Raw genomic sequence first — 21,371 nt, 5'->3', positions numbered from 1 at the left:
TAGAAGGGGCGCCCAACCCTGGCTCATTGTGTGTTGACCCCCAGCGTTCGGTCAGAACAGAACGAGGAGCCCGAGGATGTCGCTATACGCCTTTTGCCGAGATTTCACCCTGGACCAAGTACCTCGCCATACCCGGGCGATCCTGCAGAAGAGCCTGCTGGACATCCTCGGCACCATGGCCGGGGCGGTGTCCAACGCCACCAGCCAGACTCTCTATCGCTACGCACGCAAGCACTATCCCGGTGGTGAATTCCTCGCCCGCTTGCCCTTCGATGGCACCCCGGTGAACCTGCTGGGCGCCGGTTGGGCCGGTGGCTTCACCGCCGACAGCCTGGACGCCCACGAAGGCCACTTCACCTCCAAGGGCCACGCCGGCGCCACCGTGGTCCCGGCGCTGCTGGCCCTGGCCGATGCCCTGCATGCCCAGGGTCGGATCATCAGCGGCCGCGAACTGCTCGAAGCCCTGTGCCTGGGTTACGAGACCGGCCTGCGCGCGGGCGTCGCCCTGATGGCCACCTCGCCGACCTACCACGCCTCCGGCGGCTTCTCGGCCAGCGGGGTGGTCTGCGGCGGTGCGCGCCTGCTGGGGCTGGACGAGACCACCTTCCGCCATGCCCTGGGCATCGCCGAGTACTTCGCCGCCCGCTGTCCGATGATGCGGGTGATCGAGCATCCCACCATGCTGCGCGATGCCCATGGTGCCGGTGCCTACAACGGCCTCAATACCCTGCTGCTGGCCCGCGAGGGCGTCACCGGGGCGCCGGCGGAAACCCTCGAGGCCGAGGTCGCCAGTCCCTACTGGAGCGACCTCGGTAGCCGCTGGGAGATCGATGCTCAGTACTTCAAGCCCTGGCCGGTATGCCGTTGGGCACAGCCGGCGCTCACCGCCATGACCCGCCTGAGCGCGGAGCACCCGCAGATCGACACCGCGTCCGTCGCCGCCATTCGCGTGGAGACCTTCCGGGAATCCAGTTGCCTGCAGGGGCATCGCCCGGCCGATGCCGACGAAGCCCAGTACGCCCTGGCCTTCCCCCTGGCGGCGCTGATCGCCCGCGGGCGGGTGGGGCCGGAGGAGGTCACCGGCGCGGCGATCGGCGCGGCGGACATCCTGGCGGTGAGCGAGCGCATCGAGATCGTCGAGGCGGCGGACCTGTCGGCGCGCTTCCCGGAGGAAATCCTCTCGCGGGTGACGGTGCGCCTGCACGACGGCACCACCTTCACCTCGCCGATCACCGCGGCCCTGGGCGATCCGCACCAGCCGCTGACCCTGGCCGACATCGAGGCCAAGTTCGAGCTGTTCGCCGCCGTCAACCTGAGCCCCGCCGCTCGGGCGGCGGTGAAGGGGGCGGTGCTGGAGCTGGAGGGCGCCCCCGTGGCCATCGAAACCCTGGCGCCGATCTTCGCGCCCTGGCACCGATAACCCCAGCGCATGCTTTGCCCGTCCGAAATGTCGTTTGTGACGCGGGCGAGCGGCGACCTAGGCTGCGACCAGTAGCCTGATTCCCGCAGCCAGCTCCGGCTGCCTCGTCGCCCCGCCGCGCGTGACGATCGTCCAAGCATTTCCGCGTCGCTGCGGACCCCCAATAACAACGACAGCCTTAACCGAAGCTGCCAGCCGCCCGAGGAGCCGTGACCATGAATCCCCAGCAAGCCGTCATCGACCTGATCGCCAAACGCAAACCCCGGCATTCGCTGCCCCGCGAGCTGTACAGCGATCCCGCGGTCTATCGCCAGGACCTAGAACAGTTCTGGCACCGCGACTGGATCTTCGCCGGTCATACCTTCGAGATCGCCAAGCCCGGCCAGTACTTCATCCTGCAGGTCGGCGACTATCCGGTGGCGGTGGTGCGCAGCAAGGACGGCCAGTTACGCGCCTTCCACAACGCCTGTCGCCACCGCGGCGCCAGGATCTGCGAGCACGAGCAGGGCAAGGTCGCCAAGTTGGTCTGTCCCTATCACAAGTGGACCTACGAGCTGGACGGCAACCTGTTGTTCGCTGGCAACATGGGCGCCGATTTCGACAAGACCCAGTACGGCCTCAAGCCGGTGCACCTGGCAGTGGTGGAAAGCTGCATCTATGTCTGCGTGGCGGCCAAGGCGCCGGATTTCGAAGCCTTCCGCGCGGCGGTCAAGCCCTTTCTCGCCCCGCACTGCCTCGACAACTGCAAGGTGGCCTTCACCTCCAACCTGATCGAGCGCGGCAACTGGAAACTGGTGTTCGAGAACAACCGCGAGTGCTACCACTGCGACGGTACCCACCCCGAACTGCTCAACTCCTACGTCGAGAATCTCTCGGTAGCCGGCGTGAGCGACGCGGACGATCCGGAGCTGACCGCCCACTGGGCCCGCTGCGAGCGCGCCGGGCTGCCCAGCAAGCTGGTGATGGATATTCACGACCGCTTCCGCATGACCCGCATCCCGCTCTCCGCCGGCGCGCTGAGCTACACGATGGATGGCCAGCCGGCGGTGGCGGGGCGCCTGGACCGTAGTGGTGAGCCCGACATCGGCGCGCTGCTCTATTTCAACTATCCCTCCACCTGGAACCACTTCCTCGGCGATCACGCCCTGACCTTCCGCGTGCTGCCCCTCGGCCCCAACGAAACCCTGGTGACCACCAAGTGGCTGGTGCCGGAATCCGCCGTGGAAGGGGTGGACTACGACCTGGAGCGCCTGACCAAGGTGTGGATCGCCACCAACGACCAGGATCGCCGGCTGGTGGAAGGTACCCAGGCCGGGGTCAACTCACCGTCCTACGAGCCCGGTCCCTACTCGGAAGTCGCCGAGAATGGCGTCTGCCAGTTCGACGACTGGTACTGCGCCACCCTGCTGGAGCGTCTGCAAGGCCCGATGCCGTTGCAATCCGTGGGTTGATTCCGCCCCACCCAGGTTCCGTCCCGTCACCGGGGTCGCGGGGCCTGGTCGTTGGCGAATTGGTGGGCGGCGGTTCTCTCGCCGAGCAAGGGGAGGGCTTGGGCTAGGATGGGCCCAGGCGCAAGGCAGGGCGGTACGACGTGATCGATTCGAGAACCTTCGGCAGCGGTATCCAGGGCAAGAACTACCTGCAGTTGCAGTCGACGCGACCAAAGCCGGAATTTTCCCGGCTGGTCGGCTTCCTCCTGCTCGATCACTTCTCCCTGCCGTCCTTCACCCAGGCGCTGGACACCCTGGTCACCGCCAACCTGCTGGCGGCCGGCACCTTCGCCACCCAGACCTACAGCCCAACCGGCGCCGAGGTGCTCAGCGACCTGGGCATCGTCATCCGTCCGGATGGCGACTACCGCGCCGCGGAGAGCGCCCGCTTCGACCTGCTGGTGGTCTGCGGCGGCCTGCGCACTCCATTGGAACTCGATCCGCGTCTCAAGGCCCTGCTGGTGCGCGCGGCCAAGCAGCAGGTCACCCTCTGCGGCCTGTGGAACGGCGCCTGGCAATTGGGTCAGGCCGGGATGCTGGACGGCTACCGCTGCGCCATCCATCCCGAGCAGCGCAGCGCCTTCAGCGAGCGGGTCCGCGGCTGCAAGACCTCGGCGGAAAGCCATGTGCTGGATCGCGACCGGCTGACCGCCGCCAGTCCCAGCGGCGCCTTCCACCTCTTCCTCGAATGGATCGGCGCCCAATGCGGCAGCGCCCTGGCCGACGGCCTGGTCAACATCCTCGCCTTCGAGGAGTCGCGCTTCCGCCAGGTCAACCCGACGCTCAAGGTGCAGATGACCCCGCCGCTGCGCGAGGTGGTGACCCTGATGGAGGCCAACATCGAAGAACCCCTGACCATCGAGCAACTCTGCGACTACGCCGGCCGCTCGCGGCGCCAGGTCGAGCGGCTGTTCCGCGAGCAGCTCGACACCGCGCCCATGCGCTACTACCTGGAATTGCGCATCACCGAAGGGCGACGCCTGCTGCAGCACTCCACCCTGTCGGTACTGGAAGTGGCGGTGGCCTGCGGCTTCACCTCGGTCACCCACTTCAGCAAGAGGTATTCGGCCTACTTCGGCTATCCGCCCTCCAAGGAGCGGCGGTTGAAGTACTAGGCCTGGCGACAGGCCCCCTTGGCCAGCGGTGGCCGTTCGGTTTTTGGCCGCTCCGCTGCATTCAGGCAGAGCAACCCGGCCAGGGCGAACAGCAGGCCGAGCAGCATGCCGGGTGCCAGGGGTTCGTCGAAGCAGGCCCAGGCCCAGAGCAGCGCCACCGGCGGACTGAGATAGAGGGCGCCGCTCACCGCCTGGGGACTGCCCTGGCGCAGGCACAGCCAGTAGAGGCCATAGCCGAGCAGCGTCGGGATCAGCAGCCAGAGCAGCGCAAGGGCGAAGCCAGGCGTCAGCGGCGGCCGCAGCGGGCCATCCAGGCCAGCGACTACCGTCATCAGCAGGCTGCTAGCCGTAAGCTGAATGAACAGCTGGGTCGGCAGGGCCAGACTTACCGCCGGCAGCCGGCTTTGCACCAGGGTCGCCAGGGCCAGCGCCAGGGCGCCGCCCAGGGGCAGGGCATAGGCCCAACCTGGTGCCACACCCAGGCCCAATCCAGCCCCGGTGGCCAGCAGCACCCCGGTCAGGCCCAGGGCTAGCCCCAGCCACTGTCGTCCGCTGGTGCGCTGGCCGGGCAGCAGGCAGCAACCCAGGGCCACCAGCAAGGGCGACAGGTCCGAGAGCAGGGCAGCCAACCCTGGCGAGACCCCCAGCTCGATGGCCTTGGCCGAGGGCGCGATGCAGCCGGCGAAGGCGAGGACGCCAAGGGTCGCCTGCTGCCCGATGATCCGCAGCGGCAGCCGCCGTAGTTCGGCCCAGGCGAAGGGCAACAGCAGCAGCGCGGCCAGGGCGAAGCGCCAGAGCGTCACCAGCAGCGTGGGCGCCTGTTCGGCGGCGTAGCGATAGCCGACGAAGCCGGCACTCCAGCACAGCACCAGGGCGAATTGACGTAACAACGGCGAAGACAGTACAGGGGACATGACCAGGCTCCAGGTGACGGGATGCCTTGAGCCTGGCTCAGAGTAGTAATACACTCAAACGACATTATTGGCATCTATGGTTCGATAAAAGCGCATCATGCCTCTGCCCCTCGATATCGATGTCCTGCGCACCTTCCACACCATCGTCCGCCTGGGCCAGTTCCGCGCCGCCTCGCTGCAGCTCAATCGTAGCCCCTCGGCGGTGAGCAGCCAGATCCGCCGGCTGGAAGAGCAGACCGGTGGCCGACTGTTCGAGCGCGACAACCAGGCCGTGACCCTGACTCCGCTCGGACGCCGCGTGCTGCTGGAGACCGCCGAGCTGCTGCAGGCCCACGACCGGATACTCGCCGGGTTCACCGGCCAGCCGGTGATGGGCGAGGTGCGTTTCGGGGTGGCCGAGGATTATGCGGCCCGACTGCTCAAGGAGGTGCTGCCCCGGCTGCGCAGCGAACATCCGGGCATCGTGCTCGAGGTGCTCACCGGCAACAGCGGCCAGCTCAGACGCTGGCTCGGCCAGGGCCTGCTGGACCTGGCGCTGCTGGTGGGACCGCCGCGCGACGGTCAGGCGGATGGCCAGGTGTTCGGCCATACCCAGCCGGTCTGGGTCGCCGGGCCCGGCCTGCCGCTATCTCCGGAATCCAGTGTGCCCCTGGCGCTGCACGGCGAGGGCTGCAGCTATCGCGAGCTGGGCATCGACCTGCTGACCGGGCAAGGCCGTAACTGGCAGGCGGTGGTCACCAGCGCCGCGGCCTCGGCGCTGGAAGCAGCGGTGGAGTTGGGCCAGGCGGTGGCCATCATCGACCGGGTGCGGATGACGCCCCTGATGCGCGAACTCACGCCGGAAGAGGGCTTTCCCCAGTTGCCGGTGCACGAATTGCGCCTGGCCTCTCCGCCCGGCGAACGCAGCCCGGCCTGCGCCCACCTGGCGGCCCTGATCGCCGAGGATTTTCGGTTGTAGCCTGGCGGCCCAGATCAGCCGATCACTCCCGACCTGCGTTCGCCGGCAGCAGACGCGCGCAGAGAAAATCCACCAGGGCGCGGACCTTGGGCGCCGGTTGCTTGCTGACCGGCCAGAGCACGTGGAAGACCCCGTTGTACTCCAGCCGCTCGGCCAGCATGGTACGCAGCCTGCCCTCGGCCAGGGCCTCCGCCACTGCGAAATCCGGCAGGTAGGCGATGCCCAAGCCGCGCAGGGCGAAGCACAGGCGGGTCTCGATGTTGTTGCAGATCATCGAGGTGGGCAGGACCACCTCCGCTTCGCCGGGTAAACGCCGCAGCGCCCAGGCTTCCAGCTTGCCGCTGTTGGGAAAGCGGTAATGCAGGCAGGTATGGTGCAGCAGGTCGGCTGGTGTCTGCGGCGTGCCCCGCTGGGCCAGATAGCCGGGCGAAGCGACCAGGTGCATCCGAAAGCTGCCCAGTCGATGGGCTGCCAAGCGTGAATCTGAGGGTTCGCCGGTACGGACCACGGCGTCGAACCCCTCCTCGATGACATCGACCAGGCGATCGGTGAAATCCAGATCCAGCTCGATCTGCGGATACTCGCGCATGAAGTCGCCAAGCACCGGCAACACCAGGCTGCTGACCAGGGGCAGGCTCACTCGCAGGCGTCCACGCGGGGTGCCGGTGGCTTGCGACAACTCCAGCTCCGCCGCCTCGATCTCGGCGAGGATGCGCCGACTGCGCTCCAGGAAGAGGGTGCCCTCGGCCGTCAGGGTGACGCTGCGCGTGCTGCGATGGAACAGGCGCACGCCCAGCTTATCTTCCAGGCGCGCCACGCTCTTGCCGATGGCCGAGGCGGATACGCCCAACAGGCGGCCAGCGGCGACGAAGCTGCGTGTCTCGGCGACCTGTACGAACACCACGAAACCGTTGAGGCTGTCCATGACGCCCTCTGTTGCAGATTGCGGACATCCAGCTCCGCACATCGAGGAACTCTAGCCTACTTTTTCTCCAATCCCAGGCTTTTTATCGTCGCGGCTTTGACCCCCACAGCGAGGCCTTGCCATGACGACTCTCCAGGAACCCCAAGATAGCGCCGTCCCCGACCTTCCCCTGTCCGCTCCTATCCAGGCGGTCGTCCAGCGAGCCCTGGATGAGCAGCGCCTGGTCGGTGCCGTCGTCCTCGTCGCCCGGCACGGCGAGCTCATCCATCGACAGGCCGCCGGTTTCGCCGATCGTGAAAGCGTCCGGCCGATGACCCTTGCGACGCTGTTCCGCCTGGCGTCAGTGAGCAAACCCATCGTCGCCACCGCCGCCCTGGTGCTGGTGGCGCGCGGCCTGCTGGCGCTCGACGCGCCCATCGCAACCTGGCTGCCCGAGTTTCGCCCACGCTTGGCCGACGGTAGCCCGGCCACCCTTACCGCGCGGCAGCTGCTCAGCCACACCGCCGGCCTGGGTTACCGTTTCCTGGAGGCCGACGGGGAGGGGCCCTATGCCCGGGCCGGCGTCTCGGATGGGATGGATGCCGCCGGGATCACCCTGGCGGAGAACCTGCGCCGCCTGGTCAGCGTGCCGCTGCGGTACGCGCCGGGCAGCGCCTGGGGCTATTCCCTGGCAACCGATGTGCTGGGAGCCCTGGTCGAGCGTATTCACGGTGCTCCCTTGGCCGAGGCGATAAGACATCTGGTGACCGGGCCCCTGGGCATGACCGATACCGACTTCGTCGCTCGCGATTCGCTGCGGCTGGCCACCCCTTACGTCAGCGACCGGCCGCGTCCGCATCCCTTGGTCGAGGGTGAGCGGGTCCCGGAGTTCGAGGGAATCGTCGGTATCACCTACAGCCCGGCACGCATCTTCGACGCCCAGGCCTTTCCTTCCGGAGGCGCCGGCATGGCGGGGACTGCCGGGGACTTCCTGCGCCTGCTGGAAACCCTGCGGCGCGGTGGCGAGCCCTTGCTAACGGGCGAGCTGGTGGAGGAACTGGGGCGCGATCAGACCGGAGGTCTGGCGTTGCCCGGCGCGCCGGGTTTCGGCTTCGGCTTGCTTGGCTCGGTGCTGCGCGATCCGTCGCTCGCCGCTTCACCCGAATCCCCCGGGACCTGGCGCTGGGGCGGGGCCTATGGCCATTCCTGGTTCGTCGACCGCCAGCGGGGGCTGAGCGTGGTGGCCTTCACCAATACCCTTTACGAAGGCATGTCCGGTCCTTTAGTGACCGATCTGCGCGATGCGGTCTATGCCAGCGTGGAGTCCGGGCTATGAGTCGCCCGGCCCAAGACCGCCTACCACTGGGGGCACTGCTGGCGTTGGCCATGGCGGCCTTCGTCACCATCCTCACCGAGGCACTGCCCGCGGGTTTGCTGCCGCAGATGGCCCAGGGCCTGGCGGTCAGCGAGGGTTGGATCGGCCAGACCGTGACGATCTACGCCTTAGGCTCGCTGCTGGCGGCGATTCCCCTCACCACCGCTACCCAGGGCCGGTGCCGCCGTGGGCTCCTGCTGGTCGCCCTCGCCGGTTTCGTCATCGCCAATACCCTGACCGCGCTGTCCACCTGCTATCCGCTGACGCTGGCGGCGCGTTTCCTGGCCGGCATGGCGGCCGGATTGTTGTGGGCCCTGCTGGCAGGCTATACCGCCCGCCTGGTTCCTGAGCAGCAGCGCGGCCGCGCCATTGCCATCGCCATGCTGGGAACGCCCCTGGCGCTTTCCCTTGGCGTACCGGCGGGCACCTGGCTCGGCAGCCTGGTGGGCTGGCGCTGGTGCTTCGGCAGCATGAGCGTACTCGCCCTGGCGCTCATGCTCTGGGTCCGCCTCGGCTTGCCGGACTTCCCGGGCCAGCCGGCGGACCGGCGACTGACCCTGCGTGCGGTATTCGAGGTGCCTGGCGTACGCCCGGTGCTGCTGGTGGTGTTGACCTTCGTGCTGGCGCACAACCTGCTCTTCACCTACATCGCGCCCTTCCTGGCGGCTGCCGACCTGGCCGAGCGCACGGATCTAGCGCTGCTGGTCTTCGGCTTGGCCTCGCTGCTTGGCATCTGGATCGTCGGTGTGCTGATCGACCGCCACCTGCGCGCCCTGACCCTGGTCAGCACCCTGCTGTTCGGCCTTGCCGTCCTTACGCTCAACCTGGCGGGAACTACGCCTGCCTTGGTCTATGCCGCGCTCGCCGTCTGGGGCCTGGCCTTCGGTGGTGCTGCAACCCTGTTCCAGACCGCCTTGGCCAAGGCCGCCGGCCAGGCGGCGGATATCGCCCAGTCCATGTTGGTCACCACCTGGAACCTGGCGATCGCCGGTGGTGGCCTGCTCGGCGGCGTATTGCTCGAACGCCTGGGCGTCAGCGCCTTCGCCCCGGTCTTGCTGGGTCTGCTCGGGGTGACGCTGGTAGTGGTAGGGCGTGCGAGGCGGCATGGCTTTCCGCAGCCTAAGAGCCTGTTCACGATCTGCTGCGCGTCGGCCAAACGGCGTTGAAAACGGCCTGGAAGGCCAGCCCCACCTAGGCGGCCCCGTCGCAATGCTCATTTACCACTCGTAAACCCGAGCGCGGGTCCGATCCGCTTCCTCAGTTGTTTTCGTGGGGCCGCCTAGGCCTTAATTGTCTCTAACTCGCGAGATCGTGAACAGGCTCTAAGGGCGCCGATGGGGAAGGGGAGACGACGCTAGAGCAGGCAGTCAAGCGTTAGCGGTGCGGGATTTGTGCTTGTTCAACGAGTCCTGGGGTTGTGCATTTGGGCAGCCAGCGGCACCCACTCGACCCTGACGGGAACTGAAGGCTAACCCCGCGAAGGCGCGCCTGGGCCGGCGGTGCGGCCATCGACGCCGGTCAGGGCCTGTGCGCCCTGCTGTGGGTCGGGCTGGCCTTGGCGGTGTTGGGGCTGCTCAGTCTCGTCCCCTGGGGTTGCGGCGACATCTGGCGGCATACGCGAGATGATCAATCCGCCGGGTGTCCCGGTGTGGGTTTCCTTCGGTGCGATGGGAGGAGGATACTGCTCGTCTTTGCCGCTTCGACCCGCCTGACCATGGAAAACCTCCCGCTCTTCGATCTGCCCCCTGCCGTTCCTGTGGAAAAACCCAAGCCCAAGCGCGCGCGCAAGGCGTCGCCAGCAGGCGGCCTACGGCTGCTGCACACCTCCGATTGGCATCTGGGGCAGCATTTCCTTGGCCGCACCCGCGAGGCCGAGCATCGGGCGTTTCTGACCTGGTTGGTGGGCCAGGTGGAAGAGCAGCAGGTGGACGTGGTGCTGGTGGCGGGGGACATCTTCGATACCGCTACACCGCCGAGCTATGCCCGCGAGCTGTACAACGGCTTCATCGTCGCCCTGCGCGGCACGGGTGCCAGCCTGGTGGTGCTGGGTGGCAACCATGATTCCGCCGCGGTGCTGGCCGAGTCACGCGAGTTGCTGGCCTGTCTGGATACCCGGGTGATCCCCTGCGTCAGCGCGACGCCGGCCGATCAGTTGCTGGAACTGCGCCGCCGCGATGGCGAGATCGCTGCGCTGCTCTGCGGCATTCCCTTCGTCCGCCCGCGCGACGTGGTGCAGAGCCAGGCGGGGCAGAGCGCCGATGACAAGCGCCAGGCGCTGCAACAGGCCATCCAGGGTCACTACGCAGAACTCCATGGCCTGGCCGAGGCCCGTCGCGCCGAGCTGGGCGGCGGCCTGCCGATCATCGCCACCGGCCACCTGACCACCGTGGGCGCCAGCGCCAGCGAGTCGGTGCGGGAGATCTACGTCGGTAGCCTGGATGCCTTCCCCACCAGCGCCTTCCCGCCGGCGGACTACATCGCCCTCGGCCACATCCATAGACCCCAGCGGGTCGGTGGCCTGGAACACGTCCGCTACAGCGGTTCGCCGCTGTGCCTGAGCTTCGACGAGGAGCGCGCCAAGGAAGTCTTGCTGGTGGAGTTTGGCGCGGCGCTGGAGCGGGTGACGCCCCTGGCGGTGCCTTGCTTCCAGCCCCTGGCGGTGGTGCAGGGTACGCTCGACACGCTGGGCGAGGTTTTGACGCGGGCGGCGGCCGACGGCAGCGCCGAGTGCCCGGTCTGGGCCGAGGTGGTGGTGGCCGGCGGCGACTACCTGGCTGACCTGCAACCGCGCATCTCCTCCCTGGTGGCCGAATTGCCATTGGAGGTGCTGCGGGTACGCCGGGCGCGCAGCGCAGCGGCGCCGACCTTGCAGGGCACCCAGCGCGAGACGCTGGAGGAACTCAGCCCGCTGGACGTCTTCCAGCAGCGCCTCGCTGAGGAGAGCCTGGACGACGAGCTGCGCACCCGGCTGGAAGGCCTTTACCGCGAGGTTCTCGGCGAGTTGCCCGCCTGATCGCCTTGTAGATCCCAGGCTCAGGCCAGCTCTGGCGCCAACTGTTCCGCCAGGAAGTCGAGCAACACCCGCACACGGGCGGGCAGGTGCCGCCCCGGACCGACGAAGATGGCCCGGATCTCTTCGCGGTCGCGGGGATTCCACCTTTCCAGAAGCGCCACTAGCCTGCCCTCTGCCAGGTCTGCGGCTATGTGATAGCGCGCGAGCCGGGCTATGCCCAAGCCTGCCAAGGCCATCTGCCGCAGACTTTCGCCATCGCCCAGGCGTAATGGGCCTCGCGGGGTGATGAGCTGCCTGCTGCCTTGGGCGTCGACGAACGGCCAGGCGTCCAGATGCCGTGCGTAGGTCAGGGCCAGTCCCCGATGTTCGCGTAGCTCCTCGGGATGCTGCGGTATGCCGGCACTTTCGAGATAGGCAGGGGAGGCCACCAGTGCCAGATCGCTGGCACCGATCCGGCGCTGGCTCAGGCGCGAGTCCGGCAGGGGGCCGGTGCGGATGGCGACGTCGCAACGCTCGGTCAGCAGGTCCACGACCTGATCGCTCAGCACCACATCGAGTTGTACCTCGGGATAACGGGCGAGGAAGACGGGCAACTGGGGCAGTAGGTAATGGGTGCCGAAGGCAACCTGGCAGTTGATGCGTACACGACCACGGGGGGAACCGCGTTGGGCGGCTTCGTGCTCCGCGCAGTCGATGTCATCGAGAATGCGGAGACAGCGCTCGTGGAAGAGGAGGCCTTCCGGCGTGGGCTGGAGCCTGCGCGTGGTGCGATGCAGGAGCTTCACGCCCAGGCGAGCCTCCAGACGGCTGACGAGCTTGCTGACGGCCGATGTGGTCAGGCCCAGGGTCCGGGCGGCCGGGGTAAACCCCTCGCTGGCGACGACGGTCTTGAAAACCTCCATGTCGAAGGCCCGGTTGATGTTCTGGCGGGACATCCTGTGAATCCATTTCAACAATGAATGGAACCCACCCTAGCTATTTCACCAAGCTCTTTCTACCTAGGCTGGCACGCATCGTCCGAGCGCTTTCCCAGGAGGTCGTCATGTCCGCCATTCCACGGCGTGCCTTGCCGGCGTTGTTGTCCATGATGGTGGGCGGCTTCGCCATAGGCACCACCGAATACGCCAGTGTCGGCGTGCTACCGCAGATCGCTGCCGAGTTCGAGATCAGCCTGGCCCGTGCCGGCTTGGTGGTCAGCGGCTATGCGCTGGGCGTCAGTCTGGGGTCCCCCGTTTTGGCAGCCCTGACCGGCGGGCTATCGCGCAAGACGCTGATGCTGGCGATCATGGCGCTGTTCGTGCTGGCCAATGTCATGGCGGCTCTCAGTGACAGCTATGAAGTTCTCCTGCTGGCTCGCGTTCTGTCGGCGTTACCCCATGGGGTGTTCTTCGGTGTCGGCGCGGCCATTGCCGCGAGTTTCGTGCCCCCTGACCGCCGTGCCTGGGCGGTGGCTCTGGTGTTCGCCGGGCTGACGGGAGCGGTGGCCGTAGGTGTCCCCCTGGCCACCCTGATCGGCCAGCGCCTGGGGTGGCCCCAGGCTTACTGGTTCGTCGCGACGCTCGGCCTGGTTTCTTTGCTGGCGATGGCCGTCAGCTTGCCGCGGCGGATCGAGCTCGCCCCCGCCAGCGCTCTGCGCGAACAATTCAGGGTGCTCAATAGCGGTCGCCTGCTAGTGGCGTTCGGCATGAATTTTTGCGCCTGGGGTGGCACCTTCGTCACCTTCGCCTATCTGCCCAACATCCTGACCGACATCAGTGGCTTCAGTGCGACGGGCGTTGCTTGGATGCTGGCGCTCTACGGGGTTTCCCTGATCCTTGGCAATGTCCTGGGCGGACGGGTGAGCGAGGATGCCGTACTACCGGCGTTGGCGCTGATGTTCGCCGCTCAGGCGTTGGTGCTCTGGTTGTTTTCCTTCACGGCGGTGTCCATACCTGGGGCCATGCTCACCCTCGCTATCCTCGGCGCGCTGATGTTCTGTAACGTCCCGGGCCTGGCGCTGTATGTGGTGCAACTGGCTCAGCGTTATCGGCCGGGCGGTGTGGACGTCGCCTCTACACTCAATGTCTCGGCCGCCAATGCCGGCATCGCCCTGGGCGCGCTCATGGGCGGGTGGGTAGCCGATTCTCGCCTGGGCTTGGGTGCCACTCCCTGGGTAGGAGCCTGCCTCGTCGCGGTGGGGTTGGTGTTGACCCTGGTGAGCGGCTGGCTCGACCGGCGGGAGACGGGTGCACTGCGGCAACTCGATTGAGCTCGCACGCGCCTGGAAGGGCTTTCCCGCGAGGTTCTCGGCGAATTGCCCGCCTGATCGCAGCGAAACGCTTCCATCGGACAGATTTTCCCAGCTGGAACAACGTCCGTTTCCCCGGGGTCACCCTCCTACGTACCCGCCATAGGAGACCCCCATGCACGATCTATCGCAACCCCTTGCCGCTACACGCCATGAGCGCTCCGACAACCTCGTACCCAACGTCCAGGGCAGTGAGCGCGTCATTTCCCTGGTAGGTGGTGGCCTGCTGATCCTTGGCGGTTTGCGCCGCGGCGGCCTGACCGGCTGCGTGAAGATGGTGCTGGGCGCCATGGCGCTCAGCCGGGGAGTACGGCAGCGTTGCGAACTCAAGGCCGCGCTGCAGCCGTCACCCTTCGAGCAGGCCCTGGGCGAACGTTGGGGCTGGCGCAATCCCACCGCTATCCAGCGCAGCGTGACCATCGCCCGGCCGCGCGAAGAGGTGTTCGCCTACTGCACCGACCTGCAACACCTGCGCGAGCTGCTGCCTTTCGTCGACCGTATCGAGCTGGGCGCCGACGGTGACAGCCATTGGCACGCCTCCGGTCCCCTGGGCCGTACCCTCAGCTGGACCCTGGAGCAGAGCGAGCGGCGCGACAACGAATTCCTGCTCTGGAGCACCGTGCCCGGCACGATCATGGCGCACAAGGCCAGCCTGACCTTCAGCGATGCGCCTCAGGGCCGTGGCACCCTGGTCCAGGCCGTCCTGGCCTGCGAGGCGCCCGCCGGCCTGCTCGGCCATGCCGTCACCGAGGGCATCAGCCGCTTCACCGGCAAGGCGGTCAACCTCGGCCTGCGTCGGCTCAAGCAACAGCTGGAGACCGGCGAGATCGCCACCCCCGAAGTCACCCGCAGCGGTCGCCCGCTGGCGCCCTCCCATCCACCGGTCACCCGGCCGGCCGACGAACCCCGGGCTGATCTCGATGCCGGCCTGGGCACCCCCGCGAGGACCGAATGATGCGCGCTCTGACCTGGCAAGCGCCCAACCGTCTGCAAGTGGAAACCGTTCCCGACCCGGAAATCCTCAATCCGCGTGACGCCATCGTGCGCGTCATCATGTCCTCGGTATGCGGCTCGGACCTGCACCTGCTCGGCGGCTACGTCCCCGCCATGAAGCCCGGCGACATCATCGGCCACGAATTCCTCGCCGAGGTAGTCGAACTCGGCAGCGGCCTGCGCAATGGGGACCTGGCCATCGGCGACCGGGTGATCACCATCTCCATCATCGGCTGCGGTGACTGCGAACACTGCCAGCGCGAGGACTACAACTGCTGCGACAACAGCAATCCCAAGCCCGAGCTGACCGACCTGGCCTATGGTCAGCCCTGCACCGGCATCTTCGGCTACAGCCACGCCTTCGGCGGCTATGCCGGCAGCCACGCCACCTACGTGCGGGTGCCCTATGCCGACGTCAACCTGTTCAAGGTGCCCGATGGCGTCAGCGACGCCCAGGCGGTATTCGTCTCCGATGCCGTGCCCACCGGCTACTACGCGGCTGACCTGGCCGACATCCAGCCCGGCGATACCGTGGCGGTCTGGGGCTGTGGCGGGGTCGGGCAGATGGCCATCCGCAGCGCCTACCTGCTGGGTGCCGAGCGGGTCATCGCCATCGACCGCTTCAGCGATCGCCTGCAACTGGCGGCGCAAAAGGCCGGCGCCATCACCCTCGACTACGAGACCACCAATATCCACGAAGCCCTGCTGGAACTGACCGGCGGCCGTGGCCCGGATCGCTGCCTGGATTGCGTCGGCATGGAGGCCCATGGCACCCAGGTCGACTACGCCTACGACAAGACCAAGCAACTGCTGCGCCTGCACACCGAGCGCGGCTCGGCCCTGCGCCAGGCCATCCGCGCCTGCCGCAAGGGCGGCACGGTGTCGGTGATCGGGGTCTATGGCGGGGTGATCGACAAATTCCCCATGGGCGCCATCGTCAACAAGGCCCTGACCCTGAAGTCCGGTCAGCAGCCGGGGCAGCGCTATGTGGAGCGGCTGTTCGAGCACATCCGCAAGGGTGAACTGGACCCGTCCTACCTGCTCACCCATCCGATGAGCCTGGAGGAGTCGCCCTACGGCTACGAGCTGTTCAAGACCAAGGACAAGAATTGCATGAGGGCGGTGTTCATGCCCTAGGAGTGGTTCGCTCGCCCTGGGTCAGCGTCCGGTACTCCCGTGGCGACTGGCCCAGGACCCGGCGAAAGGCGTGGCTGAAGGCACTGTCCGAGAGATAGCCGAGCTGCGCCGCGATGGCCGAGACGGTCTGCTGTCCGTGGGTGAGGGCGGTGGTAGCCAGCAGCATACGCCAGCGGGTGAGGTATTCCAGGGGGCCCAGGCCGGCACTGAGCTTAAACTTGAGGGCCAGGGTCGAGCGGGACACCCGCGCGGTCGCCGCCAATTCGGCGACCGTCCAGCGGCGCGCAGGATCGGCGTGGATGGCCCGGATCGCCGGTGCCAGTTGGCCATCGGCCAGCGCCCGTAACCAATTGGGAAAGGATTGCCGGGTATCACTCAGGTGCAGGCGCAACGCCTGTACCAGCATCAGCTGGCCCAGTTGCCGGACGGTCAGTTCACTGCCCGGGGCGGGTTGTGCCAGTTCCCGTGCCAGCAGGGGCAAGGTCCAGCGCAACAGCGAGGCGGGTTCCGAGTCGTGGCGGATGACGATGACCGGGGGCAGGCCCTCGAACAACAGGCGCGCATTCGTGGCGAAGGTGAACCGGCCACCCACCAGGAAGAATGCATCGGCACTGCCGTGGCGGGCAATGCCGGCGGGCGCGACGGCGTACAAGGGTGCTGCAGGTGTCGTGGGCAGGTTCGGATCGCTGGCCAGGGCGAAGGCCAGGGGTTGGGTCAGCAGAAAGCAGTCGCCGGCGTCCAGGGAGACGGCATCGGCCAAGCCCGCGACGTTCAGCCAGCAACGGCCCTCGATGACGGCGTTGAACTTGATCCCCTCGGGTGGCGGAAAGCTCAGCGCCCAGTTGCGACCGGCCTGCAAACCGGCGAAGAGGGCGCTTTGGGGCTGTAGGGTGCTGAGTACCGAAGACAGGGGGTCCATGGAAAGCCGGACGCTCTCGACAGAAAAGCGGATTATTCCGCATTCAACGCCGTTCCTGCACCCGAGACACTAGGGGCCTGTCGCAACCGACCACAGGAGTCCCTCCATGCTCAACCAATCTCCCCTGAATTCTCCCTTCGGCGCCCACTCCACGGCCCAGGACGTCGTCAGTGGCCTGGACCTGTCCGGCGCGACTGCCTTGGTGACGGGTGGCCACTCGGGGCTTGGGCTGGAAACCACCCGCGCCCTGGCTGCGGCCGGCGCCCGGGTCATCGTCGCGGCCCGCGATCCGGAGCGCGCGCGGGCGAGCCTCGGCGAGCTGCCGTCGGTCGAGTTCGAGCGACTCGATCTGAGCGACCTGGGCAGCGTGCGCGACTGTGCCGCCCGCTGCTCCGCACGGATAGCGTCGCTGGACATCCTCATCGGTAGCGCCGGGATCATGGCCTGCGCAGAAACCCGCGTCGGGCCGGGCTGGGAAGCCCAGTTCGCCACCAATCACCTGGGCCATTACGCACTGGTCAATCTGCTCTTGCCGCACCTGGCGGCGGGTGCCCGGGTGATCCAGGTGTCTTCGGCCGGGCACCAGCTCTCCGCCATGCGCTGGGAGGATGTCGACTTCACCCAGGGCTATGACAAATGGCAGGCTTACGGTCAGTCGAAGACGGCCAATGCCCTGTTCGCCGCGGAGCTGGATCGCTTGGCCCGGTCGGCGGGCATTCGCGCCTTCTCCCTGCATCCGGGCAAGATCTTCACGCCCTTGCAGCGGCACCTGACGCGAGAGGAAATGATCGCCGCCGGCTGGCTGGACACGAACGGCCGACCGGCCGATCCCTCGTTCAAATCCCCCGCGCAGGGCGCTGCCACCCAGGTCTGGGCGGCTACCTCGACGCTGTTGGCTGGCCTGGGCGGCCTCTACTGCGAGGATTGCAACCTGGCCCCGGTGGTGGACGCCCCGACCGCGGACGCCACCGGCGTGATGCCCCATGCGCTGGATGCCGAGGCGGCGGCATGGCTGTGGGAGCTGTCGGCCCGGCGCACGGGTGTGAATGCTTTCGCCTGAGCCAAACCTATACCAACCAGGTAGTCAGCGGCTGCACCAGCGCGGCGACCCGGTGCCCGCCGCTGCAACTGACCAACGCCAAGATACCCAGGCCGATCAGGAGGGGCATACCGAGAAAATCGAAGGGGGAAAGAGGCGAGCGCACGACGAATCCTCCCGGGATACGAGGTTGCAGAGCTATACCTTGCAGTTGAGAGCCGCAGCGGAGGCAAGTTCAGCGGCGGGCACCCCCATAGGTCGAGTGGTCGGTTGCCATGGGCGAGCGGGCGCAACAATGCCAGAATTGGCGGTTCGCCGAGTCGTCCTGGAAAAGCCCGATGAAGATCCTCACCCTGCGCCTGAAGAACCTCAATTCCCTCAAGGGTGAGTGGAAGATCGACTTCACCGCCGAACCCTTCGCCAGCAGCGGCCTGTTCGCCATCACCGGGCCCACCGGGGCGGGCAAGACCACCCTGCTGGATGCCATCTGCCTGGCGCTCTATCACCGCACCCCGCGCATGAGCAAGGTGGGCGGCGAGAGCAACGAACTCATGACTCGCCATACCGGCGACTGCCTCGCCGAGGTGGAATTCGCCGTGCGTGGCGAGCGCTATCGGGCCTTCTGGAGCCAGCGCCGGGCCCGTGACCAGGCCAATGGCGCCCTGCAACCGCCCAAGGTCGAGCTGGCCAAGCTGGACGGCAGCATCCTCGCCGAGAAGACCGGCGACAAGCTGCGCCTGACCGAAGAGCTGACCGGCCTGGATTTCGAACGCTTCACCCGTTCCATGCTGCTGGCCCAGGGCGGTTTCGCCGCCTTCCTGGAGGCCAGCGCCAGCCAGCGCGCGGAATTGCTGGAGGAGCTGACCGGTACGGCGGTGTACGGGCAGATCTCCCAGCGGGTGTTCGAGCGGGCGCGGGAAGCCAAGGTGGTGTTGGAAGGCTTGCGCCAGCGCGTCGCCGGGGTCGAGGTCCTGGATGACGAGCGCCGCCAGGCGCTGACCGCCGAGGGCGCCAGCCTGGCGGCACGCGAGGTGCAGCTGGGCGAGCAACTGGCGACCTGGCAGGCGCAACGCCAGTGGCTCGCTGCGCTGGAGCAGGCGGCGACCGCGGCGCAGACGGCCGAGTCTCGCCTGGCCGAGGCCCAGCAGATCTGGGACGCCGCCGAGCCCCGGCGCCAGCGCCTGGCGGCGGCCGAGCCGGCGGCGCGCCTGTTGCCGGTCGAGCAGGCCTGGCGCGAGGCCCAGGCGCGCGAGCGCCAGAGTCGTGACGAACTGACGCAACTCGACCAGCGCCTCCAGGCCCTGACCGCTCGCCGCGAAGCCGCCCTGGGCCAGGCGCTGGGTGCCAGCCTTGAACAGTGGCGCCAGGCCGAGACGCAGCAGGCACATACACTCGACGAGCAGCAACGCCTGGCCGCCAGCCTGGCCGAGCGGACCCGCCATGCCGAGCTGGGCGAGCGCCTGGGTGACTGGCGCAGCCGGCTGGCTCTGCGTGACGAGCGCGCCGACACCCTCGCGCGGCTCACCCGGCGCCAGGAGGAACAGACGCGCCAACTGCAACTGCTGGCCGAGGAGCGCGAGGCCCAGCAGGTAGCGGTGCATCGGGCGCGCGACCAGGCGGCCCAGGCCCAGGCCGCGGAGCAGGCCCAGGTCGAGCGCTGGCAGGCCGCCCTGGACGGCCGCGACGAAAAGGCCTGGCGCGGTCTCTGGCAGGCGGCGCTCGGGCGGGTCAACGAAGTCGACCAATTGGACCAACTGGTCGAGCGCCGCCGTCAGTTGCAGACGCAGCTGGAGCGCCTGGCGCGCAGCCAGGGCGAGCGCCAGCGCCAGCATGGCGAGCAGCAGGTGCGGTTGGACGCCTTGCGCGGTCGCTATCGCGAGGTGGCCCAGCAGGTTCGCGAGCGGGAGAAGCTGCTTGAACAGGAGCGGGTCATCCGCAGCCTGGAGGCCCAGCGCGCCGAACTGCGCCCGCATGAACCCTGCCCGCTGTGCGGCTCGCGCGAGCATCCGGCGGTGGCCGACTACGCCGCCCTGGACGTCTCGGCCACCCAGACCGCCCTGCAGGACGCCAAGACCGAGCTGGAGCGCCTGACCCAGGAGGGCAGGGAACTGGGCGAAACCCTGGTGGCACTCAAGACGCAACTCGACCAGACCAGCGAACAGCAGGCCGATGCCGGCCAGCAGCTGGAGCAACTGGGCGAACTCTGGCGCCAGCGCTGCGTGGCCCTGGGCGCCGATCCCGAGGCACCCGGTGCGGTGGCCGAGCTGCGCCGTCGGCAGGACGCCGAGTTGGCCCGCATCCAGCAGGTGTTGGCCACCCTGGACGGCCTGCGCCAGCAGGGTGAGGAGAGCCGTCACGAAGCCCAGCGCGCGGCGCGCCAACAGGCCGATGCCGAACAGCGCCTGGCCCTGGCCGAGGCGGCCTGGGAACGTGCCCGCCAGGGCCTGGCTGAAGGTACGCAGGAACTGCAGGAGGCGCAGCGCCAGCAGACCGAGGCCGAGCGGCAGCTTACCGCGGACCTCGCCGCCGCCGGCTACGAGCTGCCCAGTCGCGCCGCCGAGTGGCTGGCCCAACGTGACCAGGAATGGCGTACCTGGCAGGCCGACCGCCAGCGCGCCCAGGAACTGCAGCAGGGCCTGCGCGACGGAGAGCAGCGCCTGGCGGCCCTGGCGCCGCTGCTGGAGACCTGGCGCGAACGGGCGGCGGGGATCACCGCGGCGCCGGTCGACCCGAGCGCGGCGGCGACCGTGCTGGCCGAGGCCACCACGGCCTGGGAGGACTGTCGCGAGCAGGGCGCGGCGCTGCAGGGCACGCGGCTGTCGCTGGCCGAGCGACTGGACCGGGAAGCGCGGCTGGCCGAGGAAGCCGGCGCCCGCTGGGAGACGGCCCTGGCCGCCAGCGCCTTCACCGATGTCGACGCCTGGAGCGCCGCGCAACTGGACGAAGCGGAGCGCGACGCCCTGGGCACCGAACTGGCGCGCCTGGATACCACCCTGACCGAGGCCCGCGCCCTTGCCGGTGCCGCCCGGCAGCACCATGCCGCCCTGGGCGCGCAGCCGCTCACCGAAACATCCGCCGCCGAACTGGATGCCGAGCTGGCCGCCGCCAGCGCCGAATTGCGCACCCTGGGCCAACGCCTGGGGGAGGTGGGTGCCGTGCTGCGCGATGACGAACGCCGTCGCGAGGGCCTGCAGGCGCTGCTGGCGGAGATCGCTGCCCAGGAGCGCGACCATGATCTCTGGCAGCACCTCAACGGCCTGATCGGCTCGGCCGATGGCGCCAAGTTCCGCAAGTTCGCCCAGGGGCTGACCCTGGATCACCTGGTGCACCTGGCCAATGGGCAGCTCCAGCGCCTGCACGGTCGTTACCAGCTGATCCGTCGGCAGGCGGCGGAACTGGAGCTGCAGATCCTCGACACCTGGCAGGCCGATGCCCTGCGCGACATCCGCACCCTGTCGGGCGGCGAGAGCTTCCTGGTCAGCCTGGCCCTGGCCCTGGCGCTGTCGGACCTGGTCAGCCAGCGCACCGGCATCGATTCGCTGTTCCTCGACGAAGGCTTCGGCACCCTCGACGGCGAGACCCTGGAGGTCGCCCTCGATGCCCTGGACCAGCTCAATGCCGGCGGCAAGACCATCGGCATCATCAGCCACGTGGAGGCGCTCAAGGAACGGATCCCGGTGCAGCTCAGGGTGCGCAAGGGCGTCGGCCTGGGGCACAGCGGCCTGGACCGGCGCTACGCGGTGGAGAAAAACACCGACGAATGAGTATTTTTTCCAGCACCGTGGTCGAAGGCCAGCGAAGCGAAAC

General features: G+C 68.1%; 17 protein-coding genes. 12 read left to right on the top strand and 5 right to left on the bottom strand.

The window, feature by feature from the left end; translation table 11 throughout:
* Nucleotides 1-76 precede the first annotated feature (76 nt).
* From RND78_RS04615 to RND78_RS04605, 3 genes are all read left to right on the top strand, one after another.
* Nucleotides 77-1,420 (top strand): MmgE/PrpD family protein, encoded by a 1,344-nt coding sequence (locus tag RND78_RS04615; protein ID WP_312726446.1) that lies wholly within the window; start codon nt 77-79, stop codon nt 1,418-1,420.
* A gap of 215 nt (nt 1,421-1,635) precedes the next feature.
* The gene (locus RND78_RS04610) at nt 1,636-2,871 is read left to right on the top strand and encodes an aromatic ring-hydroxylating dioxygenase subunit alpha (RefSeq protein ID WP_312726445.1); all 1,236 of its coding nucleotides are present in this window, start codon (nt 1,636-1,638) and stop codon (nt 2,869-2,871) included.
* A 140-nt stretch (nt 2,872-3,011) separates the two neighbouring features.
* Entirely contained in the window at nt 3,012-4,025 is a 1,014-nt protein-coding gene (locus tag RND78_RS04605; protein ID WP_312726444.1) for a GlxA family transcriptional regulator, read from the top strand.
* On the opposite strand, the gene RND78_RS04600 is transcribed toward RND78_RS04605, so the two are convergent.
* Nucleotides 4,022-4,939 carry a DMT family transporter gene (locus tag RND78_RS04600; protein WP_312726442.1) on the bottom strand — a complete coding sequence of 306 codons (918 nt, stop codon included), beginning with the start codon at nt 4,937-4,939 and terminating at the stop codon, nt 4,022-4,024. The genes RND78_RS04605 and RND78_RS04600 overlap by 4 nt on opposite strands.
* 97 nt (nt 4,940-5,036) lie before the next feature.
* Here RND78_RS04600 and RND78_RS04595 point away from each other — a divergent pair, with 97 nt between their 5' ends.
* Nucleotides 5,037-5,897, top strand: coding sequence for a LysR family transcriptional regulator (locus RND78_RS04595; RefSeq protein ID WP_312726441.1), 861 nt, complete (start codon nt 5,037-5,039; stop codon nt 5,895-5,897).
* 22 nt (nt 5,898-5,919) lie between these two features.
* On the opposite strand, the gene RND78_RS04590 is transcribed toward RND78_RS04595, so the two are convergent.
* Nucleotides 5,920-6,822: a LysR family transcriptional regulator gene (locus tag RND78_RS04590; protein WP_312726440.1), complete on the bottom strand. Its 903-nt coding sequence runs from the start codon at nt 6,820-6,822 to the stop codon at nt 5,920-5,922.
* A gap of 121 nt (nt 6,823-6,943) precedes the next feature.
* Here RND78_RS04590 and RND78_RS04585 point away from each other — a divergent pair, with 121 nt between their 5' ends.
* The 3 genes from RND78_RS04585 to sbcD all read left to right on the top strand — a co-directional run bounded on the left by RND78_RS04585 (nt 6,944) and on the right by sbcD (nt 11,189).
* Nucleotides 6,944-8,137, top strand: coding sequence for a serine hydrolase domain-containing protein (locus tag RND78_RS04585; RefSeq protein WP_312726438.1), 1,194 nt, complete (start codon nt 6,944-6,946; stop codon nt 8,135-8,137).
* Complete coding sequence (locus RND78_RS04580; protein WP_312726437.1) at nt 8,134-9,342, top strand: MFS transporter; 1,209 nt, start codon at nt 8,134-8,136, stop codon at nt 9,340-9,342. The genes RND78_RS04585 and RND78_RS04580 overlap by 4 nt, the downstream gene beginning before the upstream one ends.
* 548 nt (nt 9,343-9,890) lie before the next feature.
* The gene (gene sbcD / locus RND78_RS04575) at nt 9,891-11,189 is read left to right on the top strand and encodes an exonuclease subunit SbcD (RefSeq protein WP_312726435.1); all 1,299 of its coding nucleotides are present in this window, start codon (nt 9,891-9,893) and stop codon (nt 11,187-11,189) included.
* Nucleotides 11,190-11,209: 20 nt separating this feature from the next.
* Here the strand turns inward: sbcD and RND78_RS04570 are convergent, their stop codons facing one another.
* Entirely contained in the window at nt 11,210-12,124 is a 915-nt protein-coding gene (locus RND78_RS04570) for a LysR family transcriptional regulator (protein ID WP_312726433.1), read from the bottom strand.
* A 107-nt stretch (nt 12,125-12,231) separates the two neighbouring features.
* Between RND78_RS04570 and RND78_RS04565 the strand changes: the two genes are divergently transcribed.
* The 3 genes from RND78_RS04565 to RND78_RS04555 all read left to right on the top strand — a co-directional run bounded on the left by RND78_RS04565 (nt 12,232) and on the right by RND78_RS04555 (nt 15,606).
* A complete protein-coding gene (locus RND78_RS04565) occupies nt 12,232-13,437 on the top strand; it encodes an MFS transporter (protein WP_312726431.1) in 1,206 nt (401 codons plus the stop codon).
* A 154-nt stretch (nt 13,438-13,591) separates the two neighbouring features.
* Entirely contained in the window at nt 13,592-14,431 is an 840-nt protein-coding gene (locus RND78_RS04560; RefSeq protein ID WP_312726430.1) for an SRPBCC family protein, read from the top strand.
* Complete coding sequence (locus tag RND78_RS04555) at nt 14,431-15,606, top strand: zinc-dependent alcohol dehydrogenase (protein WP_312726428.1); 1,176 nt, start codon at nt 14,431-14,433, stop codon at nt 15,604-15,606. The genes RND78_RS04560 and RND78_RS04555 overlap by 1 nt, the downstream gene beginning before the upstream one ends.
* On the opposite strand, the gene RND78_RS04550 is transcribed toward RND78_RS04555, so the two are convergent.
* Nucleotides 15,596-16,525, bottom strand: a complete 930-nt coding sequence (locus RND78_RS04550) for an AraC family transcriptional regulator (protein ID WP_312726426.1) — start codon at nt 16,523-16,525, stop codon at nt 15,596-15,598. The two genes, RND78_RS04555 and RND78_RS04550, sit on opposite strands and share 11 nt — an antisense overlap.
* Before the next feature lie 106 nt (nt 16,526-16,631).
* Here RND78_RS04550 and RND78_RS04545 point away from each other — a divergent pair, with 106 nt between their 5' ends.
* Nucleotides 16,632-17,585, top strand: a complete 954-nt coding sequence (locus RND78_RS04545; protein ID WP_312726424.1) for an SDR family NAD(P)-dependent oxidoreductase — start codon at nt 16,632-16,634, stop codon at nt 17,583-17,585.
* Nucleotides 17,586-17,592: 7 nt separating this feature from the next.
* Here RND78_RS04545 and RND78_RS04540 read toward each other — a convergent pair whose 3' ends face one another.
* The gene (locus RND78_RS04540) at nt 17,593-17,730 is read right to left on the bottom strand and encodes a hypothetical protein (protein ID WP_312726423.1); all 138 of its coding nucleotides are present in this window, start codon (nt 17,728-17,730) and stop codon (nt 17,593-17,595) included.
* 172 nt (nt 17,731-17,902) lie between these two features.
* Between RND78_RS04540 and RND78_RS04535 the strand changes: the two genes are divergently transcribed.
* Nucleotides 17,903-21,328 carry an AAA family ATPase gene (locus RND78_RS04535; RefSeq protein WP_312726421.1) on the top strand — a complete coding sequence of 1,142 codons (3,426 nt, stop codon included), beginning with the start codon at nt 17,903-17,905 and terminating at the stop codon, nt 21,326-21,328.
* The last annotated feature ends 43 nt before the right edge of the window (nt 21,329-21,371 follow it).

It is taken from the genome of Pseudomonas oryzihabitans (genome assembly GCF_032027545.1).
Taxonomy (GTDB): domain Bacteria; phylum Pseudomonadota; class Gammaproteobacteria; order Pseudomonadales; family Pseudomonadaceae; genus Chryseomonas; species Chryseomonas oryzihabitans_F.
The sequence above is the reverse complement of the archived record's forward strand: the minus strand, read 5'-3'. Positions and strand labels throughout refer to the sequence as shown.

Excerpts from the sequence above, each read along its gene's own strand:
- RND78_RS04615 (WP_312726446.1), top strand. The coding sequence starts at position 77 with ATGTCGCTATACGCCTTTTGCCGAGATTTCACCCTGGACCAAGTACCT.
- RND78_RS04610 (WP_312726445.1), top strand. The coding sequence starts at position 1,636 with ATGAATCCCCAGCAAGCCGTCATCGACCTGATCGCCAAACGCAAACCC.
- RND78_RS04600 (WP_312726442.1), bottom strand. The coding sequence starts at position 4,939 with ATGTCCCCTGTACTGTCTTCGCCGTTGTTACGTCAATTCGCCCTGGTG.
- RND78_RS04595 (WP_312726441.1), top strand. The coding sequence starts at position 5,037 with ATGCCTCTGCCCCTCGATATCGATGTCCTGCGCACCTTCCACACCATC.
- RND78_RS04590 (WP_312726440.1), bottom strand. The coding sequence starts at position 6,822 with ATGGACAGCCTCAACGGTTTCGTGGTGTTCGTACAGGTCGCCGAGACA.
- RND78_RS04585 (WP_312726438.1), top strand. The coding sequence starts at position 6,944 with ATGACGACTCTCCAGGAACCCCAAGATAGCGCCGTCCCCGACCTTCCC.
- RND78_RS04580 (WP_312726437.1), top strand. The coding sequence starts at position 8,134 with ATGAGTCGCCCGGCCCAAGACCGCCTACCACTGGGGGCACTGCTGGCG.
- sbcD (WP_312726435.1), top strand. The coding sequence starts at position 9,891 with ATGGAAAACCTCCCGCTCTTCGATCTGCCCCCTGCCGTTCCTGTGGAA.
- RND78_RS04570 (WP_312726433.1), bottom strand. The coding sequence starts at position 12,124 with ATGTCCCGCCAGAACATCAACCGGGCCTTCGACATGGAGGTTTTCAAG.
- RND78_RS04565 (WP_312726431.1), top strand. The coding sequence starts at position 12,232 with ATGTCCGCCATTCCACGGCGTGCCTTGCCGGCGTTGTTGTCCATGATG.
- RND78_RS04560 (WP_312726430.1), top strand. The coding sequence starts at position 13,592 with ATGCACGATCTATCGCAACCCCTTGCCGCTACACGCCATGAGCGCTCC.
- RND78_RS04555 (WP_312726428.1), top strand. The coding sequence starts at position 14,431 with ATGCGCGCTCTGACCTGGCAAGCGCCCAACCGTCTGCAAGTGGAAACC.
- RND78_RS04550 (WP_312726426.1), bottom strand. The coding sequence starts at position 16,525 with ATGGACCCCCTGTCTTCGGTACTCAGCACCCTACAGCCCCAAAGCGCC.
- RND78_RS04545 (WP_312726424.1), top strand. The coding sequence starts at position 16,632 with ATGCTCAACCAATCTCCCCTGAATTCTCCCTTCGGCGCCCACTCCACG.
- RND78_RS04535 (WP_312726421.1), top strand. The coding sequence starts at position 17,903 with ATGAAGATCCTCACCCTGCGCCTGAAGAACCTCAATTCCCTCAAGGGT.